Source organism: Kitasatospora cineracea (genome assembly GCF_003751605.1).
GTDB lineage: Bacteria > Actinomycetota > Actinomycetes > Streptomycetales > Streptomycetaceae > Kitasatospora > Kitasatospora cineracea.
On sequence record NZ_RJVJ01000001.1, the window covers coordinates 1,250,029 to 1,264,004 of the forward strand.

Genomic DNA, 13,976 nt, shown 5'->3' on the forward strand with positions numbered 1-13,976 from the left:
GTGAATCCCGCCAGTCCTCTCGTAGAGGTCAGCGACAAGCTGCTCTACGGCGCCCTCGCCGTCTACGCGCTCGCCTTCCTCGCCTGCTGCCTGGAATGGGCGTTCGGCAGCGGCAGCCCGGTGCGCCGGCACCTGGCTGCCCCGCCCGCCGAAGCCTCATCGGCGGCCCCGGTGGGCGGGATCCGGGTCGTGGTGCGCGAAAGGGGCGGCGGGGTCGTGGTCCACGAGCGCGGCACCGTCCGCACGGCCGAGGCGCCGGGCGGAGGCGGCCCGAGCGGGGACAGCGAGCGGGCGGACCTGCTCGGGCGGATCGGCATCTCCCTGACCGTGCTGGCGTTCCTGCTGAACTCGGCGACCGTACTGGCCCGGGGCGTGGCCACCGGGCGGGCGCCCTGGGGCAACATGTTCGAGTTCTCCATCGCCTTCGGGTGGGCCGTCGCGGGCGCGTTCGTCGCGCTGCTGGCCACCCCCCGCGGGCGGGGGCACCGCTGGCTGGCGGTGCCGGTCAACGGGACGGTGCTGCTGACACTCGGCCTGGCCGCCACCGTCTTCTACACCGACTCCGGCCCGCTGGTGCCCGCCCTCCAGTCGTACTGGCTGGCCATCCACGTATCGGCGGCCGTTGTCTGCGGCGGGGTCTTCCACGTCGCCGCTTTCGCCGCCCTGCTGTTCCTGGCCCGTGAACGCTACGAGCGCCGCACCGCCCAGGGCGCGGCGCCGACCCGCCTGGCGGGCATCTGGCGCAGGCTGCCCAGCGCGCGGACCCTCGACAACGCCTCCTACCGGCTCAACGCCCTGGTCTTCCCGCTGTGGACGTTCGCCATCATCGCCGGGGCGATCTGGGCCGAGGCCGCCTGGGGACGGTTCTGGGGCTGGGATCCGAAGGAGACCTGGGCCTTCATCACCTGGGCCGCCTACGCCGCCTACTTCCACGCCCGCTCTACCGCGGGCTGGAAGGGCCGCAAGGCCGCGACCGTCTCCCTGCTGGCCTTCGCCTGCTTCGTCTTCAACTACTACGGCGTCAACCTGCTCATCAACGGCCTGCACTCCTACTCCGGAGTCTGACCCGCTGCCACCACCCGCCCCAGGACAAGGGAAAACCACCACCATGACCTACCCGCCCGCGCCCTCCCCGCGGCCGCCCTCCTGCCCCCGCTGCACCGGACCGATGGCCGGCTACCAGCGGGCCGACGTGCCGGTGCAGTACTGCGAGCGCTGCACCGGGGTCTTCCTCGACCTCGCCGCACTCGAACAGATCGTGGCCGTCGAAGCCGCCGCCCGCACAGCCGCGCCGCAACTCGCCCACCACGCCCCGCACGGCCCCGTCCCGCCCAGGTTCTGACCTGGCAGAGCTGCCCTGCCAGGCAGCGCACCCCTTGTGAGAGCCCATGCCACCCGCCCGCCCCCGCCCCGGCGACCTTGGCCACACACCCCACCGCTCCGACCGGCCTGCCCGCCGCGCACCGCGCCCCGACCGGCGCAGGCGCAGGCCCAAGGCGCAGCGGCGGCGCACGGCACGCCGGCGCATCGCCCTGGCCCTGGCCGCGGTGCTCGTCCTGGTCGGCGGCAGCGGCTGCGCCCTGTACCTGCGCCTCAGCAGCAACATCTCCTCCTTCGACGCCTCCGGGCTGAGCACCAGCCGGCCCACGCCGCCGAGCCCGGCCGCCGACGGGAGCACCCCGCTGAACGTGCTGCTGATCGGCTCCGACGCCCGCGGCGGCGGCAACCAGGACCTGGGCGGCGGTGAGGTGGGCGGGGCCCGTTCCGACACCACGGTGCTGCTGCACATCTACGCCGACCGGCGCCGGGCGGTGGCCGTCTCCTTCCCCCGCGACGCGCTGGTGGAGATAGCCGCCTGCAAACTCCCCGACGGGACGTGGACCAAGCCCCAGCCCAACACCATGTTCAATGCCGCCTTCTCCGTCGGCGACAGCGACCAGGGCAACCCCGCCTGCACGCAGAACACCGTGGAGAAGCTCACCGGCCTGCGGATCGACCACACCGTCGTCGTGGACTTCAAGGGCCTGGCCGCGATCACCGACGCCCTGGGCGGCGTGGAGGTGTGCCTGCCCAACGCCGTCTACGAGAAGGACCTCGACCCCAACCTCCCCTCCAAGGGGCGCCTGCTGTATCCCCAGGGCCCGCAGAAGGTCTCCGGCCAAGCCGCCCTCGACTACGTCCGGCTGCGGCACGGCATCGGCGACGGCTCCGACATCGGCCGGATGAAACGCCAGCAGGCGTTCCTCGCCTCGGTCATCCGCGACGTCAAGAAACGCGGCATGGCCCCGACTGTGCTGCTTCCGCTGGCCGACGCGGCCACCAAGTCGCTCACCGTCGACCCCGGCCTGGCCTCCGCCGCCAAACTGGCCGCGTTCGCTGGCTCCCTGAAGGACATCGACCCGGCGAACATCCGCTTCCTGACCACCCCCTGGCGCTACCAGGGCGCCCGCGTCGCACTGCTCCAGCCCGACACCGAGCAGCTCTGGACGGCCCTGCGCGCCGACCGGCCGCTCGACGCACCCGCACCGCAGGCCAGCACTCCGCCCTCACCGGCCCCCTCGACGCCGGCGCCCAGCGGCGCGGGCGCCGCCGTCACCGTCCTCAACGGCACCACGGTGCCCGGCCTGGCCGCCCGCGCCGACGAGGACCTGCGCGCCGCGGGCTTCACCGTCACCGCCACCGGCAACACCCCCGCCCGCGAGCGCAGCGCCACCACCGTGATCGGCTACGGAACAGGCCAAGAGAGCGCCGCACGCCAACTGGCCGCCCTCTTCCCCGGCTCCCGCCTGCAGACCCGCACCGGCACCGCACTCGTCCTCACCCTCGGCGACGACTACGCCGCGCGCCCGGCCCCCACGAGCACCCCCGCGCCGGGCGGGGCGCTGCCCGGCAGCGTCCTGGAGCAGAGCCGCACCGCAGCCGACGACAGCTGCGGCAACCTCTCCTACGGCTGACGCCCGGAGCCCGTCAGCCGACCTTCAACGGCTTGCTCTCGGTGACCTGGTCGATGTCGGAGGAGCGGACGGTCACCGACACCATCCACTCCCCGGCAATCGGCAAGAACGCCTCGGCGCTCCAGCGCCCGTTCCCGGCCTTGGCCAGTGGGGCCTGCAGCGGACCCAGGTCCCGGTCGGGGAGCGTGAAGGCCACCTGGACGTCGGGGACGTCCACCGCCTGCCCGTCGGCACCCGTCACACGCAGCGTCAGCTCGTTGCGTCCGACGGCCGCCGGTCCGAGCGAGACGACGGCGGTGCCGCGGGCCCCGGGGGCAGAGCCGCCGGTGTCGTAGGGGACGGTGAGCTCCACAGCACGCCCCGCGGGGACGGGCCGGGCTGCCTGAGCCGCCGCGCGGGCCGCCGCCTGAGTGCCTCGGCCGGGCGGGGTCGCGGTCAGTACGGCGGTCAGCGCCACGACCGCCACCGCCGCCACGGCCTCGGTCAGCACCGGCCCGCGCAGCCGGAGCGGAGCACGATCTGCGGGTGCTGCCCGAGGCGGCCCGGGCTCCGCCCCGCCGGGCCCGGCGCCGACGAGCACTGCCGCCCGCGGCGCGGCGACCCAGGCGGCCACTGCCTCCGAGGTTTCCGGGGCGCGGTGGCGGGTGCGGCTGCGTGAGAGGCGGGCCGCGGCGAGGACCGTGACCACCCCGGCGCTCTTGGCCAGCAGCAGCCGGCCGTAGAGGGTGCCGAACAGCGCGCTCCACGAGCCCACGTCGCGCCACGACTGGTAGAGGCCGGTTGCGACGAGCACCGCCATGCAGACCAGCGCGACCCGGGAGTAGCGCCGGACGGCCTGCACGGGCATCTCGCTGCGCACCAGCGCCAGCAGGCAGACCAGGCCGCCCAGCCACACGCCCATCGCCAGCGTGTGCGCCATGTCCAGCGGCAGGGCCAGGCCCGGCTGCACCCCGGCCGAGGAATGGCCCGCCACCGACCAGGTCGCGCACAGCGCGCACCCCAGGACGACGCACGCGGCGGCCAGAAAGGCCCGGGTGCGTGCGGCATGCGGCTGCCGGTCGTCGGCCGGGAAGCGCGAGAGGAGCAGGGACAGCAGCGCCCCGGCCACGACCAGCAGCAGCAAGCGGGCCAGCAGGGCCTGGCCGAAGCGGCCCTCGACCGTGGCGCGCAGCAGCGAAAAGTCGCCCACGCCGGCGAGGCCGGTGCCGCGGTCGTAGGGGCCGCGCAGCAGCAGCACCGCCGTGCTGGCCAGGAACAGCCCGCACCAGCCGGTCATCAGCAGGCGCTGCAGGGCCCGGGTGGCTGCCGCGGCGGGCCAGCAGACGAGGGTGAAGGCGACGGCCCCGGCGAGCAGGGCGAAGGCGAGGTAGGCGGCGGTGCGCGCCGCGGTGTCGAGGACCTCGACCAGCGGGTCGGGGCGCAGGACGGCCGCCATCTTCACGCTGGTGCTCGATGGCGCGCCCACGGAGAAGGTGAAGGCACCGCCGATGGCGTGGGAGTCCTCGGAGATGACCCGCCACGCCACGGTGTAGGTGCCGTGTGCGGCAGCGGCCTTCACCGTGACCTGGACCTGGTCGCCCTTGCCGGTGAGGTGGGGGTCGCCCGCGTCCACCGGTAGGCCCTGCGGGTCCAGGACGCGCACGGAGTCGGCCGAACGCAGCGACACCGCCTCGCTGAAGACCAGGGTGACGGTGGCCGGCGCGCTCGCCACGACGGAGCCCGCCACCGGGTCGGTGGCGACGAGGTCGGCATGCGCGGACGCGGCGTTCGTGCCGAGGCCGAGCGCCAGCAGCAGCGTGAGCAGGGCCAGGGCAGTGGCGCGCAGAGCGCGCCGCGCCCCGGCGCGGCGAAAGGTCGTCGACACGGGCCGCTCCGGTGGGGGTTCGGGTGGGGTCCGGCCGGCCGAGGACTTCCCGGTCGCACGTGCACAGCCCGGCCGCCGTTGGAGCTTAGGCACTCCGCTGTGAGCACCCGGCGCGGGCGCGCCCGAGAAGGGCGCGTCCCTGACCCGGACGGACCGCACACCCGCAGGTGCGCGGCCCGTCCGGCCTGCCGACGGCCCGTCAGGCGGCAGCGGTGGCTGCGAGGGGCGGCTCCCATCTGATGCCGGTGGTGCCGTGGGCGCCGTGCCGGGCGGCCCAGGTCAGCAGGGCGGTGCGGCAGGCGTGGTCGAGGTGGCGCAGACCGCTCCAGTCCAGGTGGACGGCGCGGCCGGCGGGCAGGGATTCGAGGGTGTCGAGCAGACGGGGCAGGCGCAGGAAGGTGGCGTTGCCGCTCAGGCGGACCTCCAGCGGGCCGCCGGGCCCGCCGTCGGCGAGGTCGATGTGCAGCTGGGAGGTCTGCCAGGCGCTCTTGGCGACGGCGAGGACCACACCGAGCAGCACACCCTCGAACAGGTTGGTGAACACGATGGCGGTAGTGGTGGCGGCCATGACGGCGAGTTCGCCGCGGTGGCCGCGCCACAGCGCACCGAGCGGGCGCACCGGGATGAGCTTGGCCCCGGCGTGGATCAGGACGCCGCCGAGCACGGCGAGCGGGATCAGCCCGAGGACGGCCGGGAGCAGGGCGGCGAACAGCAGCAGCCACAGCCCGTGCAGGATCCGGGAGGCCTTGGTGCGGGCCCCGGCCTGGACGTTGGCGGCGCTGCGCACGATCACCGCGGTCAACGGCAGCGCCCCGAGCAGGCCGCACAGCGTGTTGCCGATGCCCTGGGCGGCCAGTTCGCGGTCGTAGTCGGTTCGCGGCCCGTGGTGCATCTGGTCGACGGCGGCGGCGCTGAACAGGCTCTCGGCGGAGGCGATGAGCGCGAAGGCGAGAACGGTGCCCAAGCCGGCGGTGGTCGCGACCGCAGCGATGCCTTCGCCGGTGGGCAGGGCCAACGCCCCGGCCAGGCCGTCGACCCGCACCCGGGGCACGTCCAGGCCGAAGACCGCGGTGGCCGCGGCGGCGAGCGCGACGGCGGCCAGAGGGGCGGGCACCGCGCGCACCGGCCCGGGCAGCTTCTTCCAGAAGGTCAGCAGGGCGACGGTCGCGGCGCCCATCAGCAGCGCGGTGGTCGCGGCCCGGCCGGTGAACCAGTCGGCGGCCAGCCCGGGCAGGTGGGTGATCTTCCCGCCGCCGCTGCCGGGCGCGGTGCGTCCGGAGACGGCGTACAGCTGGCCGAGGATCAGGATCAGGCCGATGCCGGCCAGCATGCCGTGCACGACGGACAGCGAGATCGCCCGGAACCAGCGGCCCATCCGGGCCAGGCCCATGGCGATCTGGAGCAGCCCGGCGGCGAGCACCAGCACGCCGAGCGAGCCGAGGCCGAAGCGCTGCACGGCGTCGAACACGAGGACGGTCAGGCCCGCCGCAGGGCCGCTGACCTGGAGGCTGCTGCCGGGCAGCAGGCCCACCACGAGGCCGCCGACGATGCCGGTGACCAGCCCGCGCTCGGCGGGCACGCCGGAGGCGACGGCGACGCCGACGCACAGCGGGACGGCGACCAGGAAGACCACCAGCGAGGCGGGCAGGTCCTGGCGCCAGTGGGCGAGCGCGCCGCGCAGCACCGCAGCGGGCCCGGTGGGGTTCGTCTCGGTGGTGTTCACAGCGGCAGGTACCCCCGCTCGGATCCGAGGAGGACCGCTCCGGTGTGGACCTCGTAGAACCAGGCGTGCAGGTTCAGCGTGCCTTCGGCCAGGCGGCGGGCGACGCCGGGGTAGCCGCGCAGGCGCTCCAGCTGGGCATCGATGTTGCGCTGGACGGGCAGGGCGAGGTCGTCGGCCTCGGCGTCGGGGAGCGGCGCGAGGTGGCGGGCGGGCGGGGCCGCGTGCTGGAGCCAGCTGTGCACGGCCGGGGCGCTGGAGAGGTCCTCGGAGCGGACCAGGGCTTTGACGGCCCCGCAGTGGGAGTGCCCGCACACGATGATGTCGGGGACGCGCAGGATGCTGACGGCGTACTCGATCGTGGCCCGCTCGCCGCTGGGCGTGCCGGTGTTGTAGGCGGGGACGATGTTGCCGGCGGTGCGGAGTTCGAAGAGCTGGCCGGGTTCGGCGCCGGTGATCAGGGCGGGGACGACCCGGGAGTCGGAGCAGGTGATGAACAGCGCTTCGGGGCTCTGTCCGGCGCGGTGCCGGGTGAGGTCGTGTCCGCGGTCGGCCGAGCGCCGCGGGTAGGCGCGGGCGTGCCGGGTCAGGGACTGCATGAGAAGTCTCCTTCTGCCGCCTCGGCGGTGGCCGGGCGGCGGGCTGCGTGGCGTGGTCGGCGCAAGCGGGCCGGTGGGCGCGTCGCGGCCGCCCCGCGGCCCCGGAAGGCCGAGTGAAGCGGGACGTGGCACCGGGGCAGGAGCGTTGCGGTGCGGGTGCGGCGGCTTTCAGCCCGCGGGCGCTGTCAGCAGCGGAAGACCTGGATGCGCGAGAGCGCGGCCGGTCTGGAGCCGGTCGTGTTCGCCGGTGCGGGGCCCTGGGGTGCGGGACGGGCGTGGGAGTCGTCGTCGCTGTGCTCGGCGCCGGGGCGGCCGGGGACGCGCAGGGGCGGTGCGCCGGAGGCGCGGTGCCGGCCGGAGGTGGGGCTCGCCGGGGACTGTGCCTCGTGGCGGTGCTTGCACTCCAGGTGCTCCTCGGCGGCGGCCGAGGCCGGCGCTCGCAGGGCGAGCGCGTGGGCCTGGGGCCCGGAGCCGAGGACGGCGAGGACGGCGGCGACGAGGGCGGCCAGCACGAGGACCAGGCGCTTGCCCCGTGTCAGTGCCTGTGCGGCCACCCTCGCCTCCCCCGGTGCCTGCCTGGCCTGTTTGCCATGCACCGACCAGCTTAGCGACGGCGTGTAACCACAGCGTTAGCATCCGGTGGCAGCTCGGCGGGATTCGCCGACGGTACCGGTCGGATCTCGCACATAAGTAATCCTTCCGAACAAAGGAACATGACGAGTCGTCACCTTTTTCGAGTCAAGATGCGCCTCGTAGCCGCCGAAGCGATGGCGGTTACCGCCAGTAGTGAGGCGGCGGCCTCGGGCCAGGGGCCGAGGCGGTCGGCGGGGGTCGTGGCGGTGCGCAGCGGGACCTGTTCGACCAGGGTGTCGCTGGTCCACAGGGCGGTGCGGGCGGTGATGCGGCCGTCGGGGGTGATGACGGCGCTGGTGCCGGTGGTGGCGGCGACCACGACTGACCGGTTGTGCTCGACTGCCCGGATGCGGGCGATGGCGATCTGCTGGCCTGGTTCGCCGCGGGAGCCGTCGCGCATGTAGGTGGCGTTGTTGGACTGCACGGCCAGGAGGTTGGCGCCGGAGCGGACGGCGTCGCGCACCTGGCTGTCGTAGCCGACTTCGTAGCAGATGGAGTCGGCCAGGGCGACGGGCCCGGTGCGGAAGACGGTGGCGCCGGTGCCGGGGATGAAGTCGCGCGGGATGAGCTGGAGGTCCTTGAGGCCGCCGAACACCTCCCGCAGCGGGATGTACTCGCCGAAGGGCACCAGGTGCTGCTTGGCGTACCACTGCCCCGGGCCGCTGTCGGGGCGCCACATGAGGCCGGTGTTGTAGATGCGCCCGTCCGGTCCGTCGAGGACCGCGCCGACCAGCACGGGCGCGCCGACGTCCTTGACTGCGTTGTCGATGGCGGTGAAGAGGGCGGGGTCGGCGCGGGGGTCGGTGTCGGTGGAGTTCTCCGGCCACAGCACCAGGTCGGGCGCGGGGGTGCGCCCGGCGCGGACGGCGGCGGCGAGGTCGCCGGTGGCCCGGATGTGGTTGTCCGTCACCTGGCGCAGCCTGGACTGCTCGGCGAGGGTGCGTTCGCGCGGCACGTTGCCCTGGACGACGGCGACCGTCGCGCTGGAGTCGCCCTTACGGGCCGGGGCGGGCAGCAGGACGCTGCCGAGCGCGCCGGTGGCCAGGGCCGCTGCCAGTGCGAAGGCGGCGGCGGTGCGCCGGCCGGGCCGGGCCGTGCACAGCGCGGCCAGGCAGGCGGCGCCGAGTGCCACCAGGGCGCTCAGCCCGGGTGCGCCCAGGACCGAGGCCCAGCCCAGTGCCGGGGAGTCGGCCTGGCTGAAGGCCAGGCGGGCCCACGGGAAGCCGCCGAGCGGGGCCCGGGAGCGCACCGCTTCGGCCGCGACCCACCAGGCGGCCGCCCACAGCGGCCATGGGCGCCGGCGCAGCAGGACGGGGGCGGCCGCGGTCAGGGCTCCCCACAGCAGGGCTTCGACGGCGGACAGTGCCAGCCACGGCAGCGGGCCGAGGTTGCCGAGCCAGGACAGCAGCGGCACGAACATCGCCAGGCCGTACCAGGTGCCGTAGCGAAACGCCGCGGCGCTGCGGCTGCCGCGGACGGCGGCCAGCAGCAGGGCAGGCCCGGCCAGGGCCAGCGGCCAGGCGTTCACCGGCGGGAAGGCGGCGCAGGTGGCCAGGCCGCCCAGCGCGGCGAGAACATCGCGCCGCGCGCGGCGGACCAGGCGGAGGCGGCGCGCCCCGGCCGCGGGGGCGGCCGGCCGGGCGGGAGTGGCGGTGGCGGCGGTCACGGGGTGTCCCTAGCGGTGGAGCGGGCGGCGGTGTCGCGGGCGTGCAGCCGGGCGAGGTAGGCGTTGTAGGCGGCGTGGGGGTCGTTGCCGTCGCCGCGGTCGATCTGCCGGTCGATGCGCCGGGCCTCGCGCCGGTCGGAGCGCATCCACTGGACGGCCAGGGCGACGACGGTGATCAGGATGGGGATGTCGCCGGTGGCCCAGGCGATCGACCCGGCGGCGAACTGGTCATCTGCCAGCGACGGCCCCCAGTTTCTGACGAGGGGGGCGAACCAGCGGCCCGCGACGAGCTCCTTCGAGCTCATCAGCGCGATGCTGAAGAAGGAGTGGAAGGGCATCGCGAGCACCAGCAGCACGAACTTCGCGAAGTGCGGGATGCGGCGCGGGGCCGGGTCGACGCCGATGATCACCCAGAAGAACAGGATGCCCACGCCCATGAAGTGCAGCTGCATCGCCAGGTGGCCCCAGTGCGTGCGCATCCCCGTCTCGAACAGCGGGGTGAAGTACACCGAGAACGAGGCGCTGATGAACAGCGCCATCGCCACCAGTGGGTGCCCCGCCACCTTGGCGGGGCGGCTGTGCACCAGCGCGAGCAGCCAGGCGCGGGCGCCGGGTCGTCCGCCCGGGCCGGTGGCCGGCAGCGCCCGCAGGGCGAGGGTGACGGGCGCTCCCATCACCAGCAGGATCGGCACGATCATCGCCAGCGTCATGTGCTGGCCCATGTGCACGCTGAACAGCACCTTGCCGTAGGTGGCCAGGCCGCTCTGGGTGACCAGCGCGAGCACGCCCACTCCCGCCAGCCAGGCGGCGGTGCGCCCCGGCGGCCAGCGGTCCCCGCGCCGCCGAAGCGTGCGCACGCCCGCCAGGTAGGCGAGCGTCGCGAAGGTGATCAGGAGGAGGAAGACGGCGTCCGGGCGCAGCGCGGTGAACAGGCGCAGTGCGGTGAGCGGTTCGGGCATCGCGTAGCCGAGTGCCCGTTCGGTGGGCGTTGCCAGCTGCTGGCCGGTGGCGGGGGCGGGGCTGCGGGAGAGGGCGACGGCCAGGCCGAGGGTGGCTGCCATCAGCAGCCCTTCCACGGCGGCCAGGCGGACGAAGGGTGCGGGCTCGGTGCCCAGGCGGGGCAGGCAGCGGCGGCGGTGCAGGTGTCCGATGCTTGCGAGCAGGACCAGCAGGGCGGCTTTGGCCAGGACCAGCTGGCCGTAGCGGGTGTGCAGCAGGTCGGCGGGTGACTCCAGGCGCAGGGCCGCGTTGGCGGTCCCGCTGGCGGCGACGGCGATCAGGCACCACAGCGCGAGGGGGCTGAAGCGGCGCACGGCGCCGGCCAGGGCCGGGCGGTCGCGTACGGCCAGGACGAGCAGGCCGGCCAGGCCGCCGACCCATACGGCGGCTGCGAGGACGTGGACGGCCAGGGTGACGACCGCGCTGTCGTGGTTGCCCGCCGCGGCGGAGTGGCCGGTGAACACCGGCGGCAGCAGGCCCGCGAGGGACAGGAGCAGGGTGGTTCTGACGGCGGTGGCCGTGCCGAGGGCGGGGCTGAAGGTGCCCACGGCCAGGGCGGTCAGGGTGCTCAGGGCCAGGGCCCGGCCCTGCGGGATGTTCAGCGCGAAGTCCGCGAGCGAGCCCGATCCGGCCAGCACGTCGCCCACCGGCAGGGCCAGCAGGTCGGAGAGCGTCAGGACCAGTACGGCGCACGACGCCCCGGCCCAGGTCAGTGCTGCGGCGCACACCCACAGGACGTGGCGGGACTGGGCGGCCGTGAGTTTCGTGGTGGGGCTCGGCAGCAGCAGGACGAGCAGCAGCAGGCCCACGGTCACGACGGCCGAGGTGTCGGCCACCGCCCGGGCGAGGGGCAGCCCCCAGTCCGTCAGCGCCCCCGGGCCCGCGAGTCCGACCGCGGTGCCGGTGCCGGAGCGGGTGAAGGCGACGGCAGCCAGTGCGGCCGCGCCGGGGACGGCAGCGGCCGCCGCCACGGCCGCCGTCCGGGGGCGCGGGAAGGAGAGGTCAGCGGGCATGGCGCACCTGCCGGCGGCGCAGGGCGAAGACGCCCGCCGTGGCAGCGAGGGCGAGCAGGCCCGCGCCGGCCGCCGCTTGCGGGATCGAGATCCCGGAGCGCTTGCGGGCCGGCTGCGCATCGGCGGCCGTCCCAGGGCTGGGCGTGGGTGTGGGTGTGGGTGGCTGCGGGGACGGTGCGGGGGGCACGGCGGCGGCGGTGGACGGGGCGGTGGGTGTGTAGGTGAAGGTGACGGTGCCGGTGACCGGGTGGCCGTCCTTGGACACCACCCGGTAGCCGACCTGGTAGCGGCCCGGGGCGGTGGAGGGGGCCAGGTCGAGGGCGGCGGCGGTGCCCTCGACCTGGACCTCGCCCAGGCCGTAGGCCCTGCCGTCGGGCCCGGTGACGGCGATCTTGCTGTAGGGCTGCGACATCGGGTCGGTGAAGGACAGCCGGACCCGGGCGGGCCAGGCGGCGAGGGTCGCTGCGTCGGCCGGGTCGCTGGAGTTCAGGCCGGTGTGGGCGGCGGCGGGCGGTGCGCTGAGCCCGGTGCAGGCGAGAGCGGCCAGGCAGACGGCGCAGACACGGGCGCGGCGCGAAGGGACGGGGAAGGTCATGGACGCAGGGCTCCTGGGCGGCCGTCGTCGACGGCCGGGGAGGACCGGTGCGGGGGCTGCGGGCCCCGGCGTCAGCTCCCGGCGGCACCCGCGGCCGCGACCGGCCGGGCGATGAGGTGGACACGTGCGCGGCCGCGGTCGGTGCGGCCCGCTCGCCTCGGCGGGGCCCGGCCGGAGATGGGGGTGCGGTGGAGACAGGAGCGCAGGGTATTCCCGGTGGCGTGCAGGCGCACCCGCGGGGCGGGAGCGGGCACGGGATCGGCGGCGGGCGGCGAGATGGAGCACCACTCGCGGGCGCGCGCGGCCAGCACGTGGGTGCCCCACAGCGCGACCTCGCCGGTCCCCAGGAACCTGGCCGCCAGCAGCAGGGCGACCAGGTGCGCCACAGGGGCGGCCCAGGAGGGCGCGCCCGACGCCCACTGGCCCACCAGCACCGGCAGGTGGCCGCCCGCGAGGCCGGAGGAGCGGCACAGCCCCGGCAGGTCGTAGACGCAGTGGTAGACGAGCTGGGCGGTGGCGAGCGCGGCGAGCAGCTGGGCGTCGGAGAGCCGGCGGCGGGTCAGCAGCGCGCTGCCCGCGAAGGCCGCGCCGGCGAACACGGCGAGCACGCCCCAGGAGAGCAGGTGCCCTCGGCTCAGCAGGTGGCCGGCGACCGGGAGCAGCACGCACAGCGCGGCCAGCGCCGAGGCCCGAAGGCCCCGGCCGGTGCCGGAGGCGGGATGTGCGGGGAGCCGGATGCCGCGCACTTCCCTTCACCGCCTCCCGCTGTCGTCGTGCTGTCGTGCGTTGCGGTGCGCGGGCTGGGCTGCTCGCGCACCGGAGCTTCTCACGGCCTACACCGGTCAGTGCTCGTGGGGCTCCTCGCGGTGGACGGCGCCGTGCGGTTCGGCGCAGTGGCCGTCGGCGGCCTCGGGTGCGCCGGAGCCGACGGTGAGCAGCTGTGCGGGGGCGTGGTCGACCTGGAGCGTGGTGTGGGTGATGTTGTTGGCGTGGGCGAGCTGGTGCTCCAGGTCCTGGCGCACGGCGTGGCAGTCGCGGTCGGGGTCGACCAGGACGTGCGCGGCCAGGGCGCTCTGGCCGGAGGTGATCTGCCACACGTGCAGGTCGTGGACCTCGACGACGCCGGGGCGGGCGACCATGGCGTCGCCGATCGCGTCGGGGTCGACTCCGGCGGGGGCGGCCTCCAGGAAGATCCGGCCGGACTCCTTGAGCAGCCCGTACCCGGCCTTGACCATGAGGACCACGACGACCAGCGAGACGATGGCGTCGGCGCGGGCGAAGCCGGTGGTCATCACGACCAGGCCCGCCACCGCGGTGGCGACGAACCCGAACAGGTCGTTGAGGATGTGCTGGTAGGCGCCTTCGACGTTCAGCGACGTGCGGTTGGCCTTGGAGATGCACCAGGCGGCGACGACGTTGACCGCGATGCCGGCCAGCGCCGTGTACAGCACCAGGGAGCCCGTGACGTCGGGCGGGCTGATCAGGCGCTCGATGGCCTCGTAGGTCAGCCAGGCCGCGAGGAGGATCAGGGTCAGGCCGTTGGCCTGGGCGGAGAGGATTTCGGCGCGCTTGAGGCCGAAGGTGAAGCCGCCCTTGGCGGGCCGGGCGGCCAGGCGCATCGCCACCAGCGCCAGGACGATGGACGCCGCGTCGGTGAGCATGTGCGCGGCGTCCGAGATCAGGGCCAGCGATCCGGCGGCGATGCCGATAGTGACCTCGATCGCCATGTAGCCGCAGATCAGGGCGAGCGCGATGGCCAGCCAGCGGCGGTCGGCGTCGGCCGACACCCCGTGGGAGTGCCCGTCGTGGCCGCCGCCGGCGCCGTGGTCGTGGTCGTGTCCCGAACCCATGCCTGAACCCCGCTCTGTCGTGTGGATGCGGCGAAGTGAAGCGCACCGGCGCACGCCTTGGCAAAGGCTGCACCGATGACGGT

The 13,976-nt window shown here is 75.0% G+C and carries 12 protein-coding genes; 3 read left to right on the forward strand and 9 right to left on the reverse strand.

The features are described from left to right. From ccsB to EDD39_RS05610, 3 genes are read left to right on the forward strand one after another with little or no spacing between them, the layout of a single operon-like run. Complete coding sequence (gene ccsB / locus EDD39_RS05600; RefSeq protein ID WP_100837049.1) at nt 1-1,065, forward strand: c-type cytochrome biogenesis protein CcsB; 1,065 nt, start codon at nt 1-3, stop codon at nt 1,063-1,065. A gap of 43 nt (nt 1,066-1,108) precedes the next feature. After that, nucleotides 1,109-1,342 (forward strand): TFIIB-type zinc ribbon-containing protein, encoded by a 234-nt coding sequence (locus EDD39_RS05605; protein ID WP_100837050.1) that lies wholly within the window; start codon nt 1,109-1,111, stop codon nt 1,340-1,342. 46 nt (nt 1,343-1,388) lie between these two features. Further along, nucleotides 1,389-2,954 carry an LCP family protein gene (locus tag EDD39_RS05610; RefSeq protein ID WP_100837051.1) on the forward strand — a complete coding sequence of 522 codons (1,566 nt, stop codon included), beginning with the start codon at nt 1,389-1,391 and terminating at the stop codon, nt 2,952-2,954. A 13-nt stretch (nt 2,955-2,967) separates the two neighbouring features. On the opposite strand, the gene EDD39_RS41915 is transcribed toward EDD39_RS05610, so the two are convergent. From EDD39_RS41915 to EDD39_RS05655, 9 genes are all read right to left on the reverse strand, one after another. Further along, nucleotides 2,968-4,818: a copper resistance CopC/CopD family protein gene (locus EDD39_RS41915; RefSeq protein WP_100837052.1), complete on the reverse strand. Its 1,851-nt coding sequence runs from the start codon at nt 4,816-4,818 to the stop codon at nt 2,968-2,970. 199 nt (nt 4,819-5,017) lie between these two features. Beyond that, the gene (locus tag EDD39_RS05620) at nt 5,018-6,541 is read right to left on the reverse strand and encodes a SulP family inorganic anion transporter (RefSeq protein WP_425269646.1); all 1,524 of its coding nucleotides are present in this window, start codon (nt 6,539-6,541) and stop codon (nt 5,018-5,020) included. Next, nucleotides 6,538-7,137, reverse strand: coding sequence for a carbonic anhydrase (locus EDD39_RS05625; protein ID WP_100837053.1), 600 nt, complete (start codon nt 7,135-7,137; stop codon nt 6,538-6,540). Before EDD39_RS05625 ends, EDD39_RS05620 begins: the two co-directional genes overlap by 4 nt. 185 nt (nt 7,138-7,322) lie before the next feature. Continuing rightward, on the reverse strand, nt 7,323-7,691 hold the full coding sequence (locus EDD39_RS05630; RefSeq protein WP_100837054.1) for a hypothetical protein: 369 nt from the start codon (nt 7,689-7,691) through the stop codon (nt 7,323-7,325). 170 nt (nt 7,692-7,861) lie between these two features. Next, entirely contained in the window at nt 7,862-9,436 is a 1,575-nt protein-coding gene (gene lnt / locus EDD39_RS05635; RefSeq protein WP_100837055.1) for an apolipoprotein N-acyltransferase, read from the reverse strand. Then, nucleotides 9,433-11,448: a bifunctional copper resistance protein CopD/cytochrome c oxidase assembly protein gene (locus tag EDD39_RS05640; protein ID WP_100837056.1), complete on the reverse strand. Its 2,016-nt coding sequence runs from the start codon at nt 11,446-11,448 to the stop codon at nt 9,433-9,435. The genes lnt and EDD39_RS05640 overlap by 4 nt, the downstream gene beginning before the upstream one ends. Next, nucleotides 11,438-12,043, reverse strand: a complete 606-nt coding sequence (locus tag EDD39_RS05645; RefSeq protein WP_100837057.1) for a copper resistance CopC family protein — start codon at nt 12,041-12,043, stop codon at nt 11,438-11,440. Before EDD39_RS05645 ends, EDD39_RS05640 begins: the two co-directional genes overlap by 11 nt. Before the next feature lie 71 nt (nt 12,044-12,114). Then, entirely contained in the window at nt 12,115-12,789 is a 675-nt protein-coding gene (locus EDD39_RS05650) for a hypothetical protein (protein WP_100837058.1), read from the reverse strand. A gap of 96 nt (nt 12,790-12,885) precedes the next feature. After that, on the reverse strand, nt 12,886-13,893 hold the full coding sequence (locus EDD39_RS05655) for a cation diffusion facilitator family transporter (protein WP_100837059.1): 1,008 nt from the start codon (nt 13,891-13,893) through the stop codon (nt 12,886-12,888). Nucleotides 13,894-13,976 lie beyond the last annotated feature (83 nt).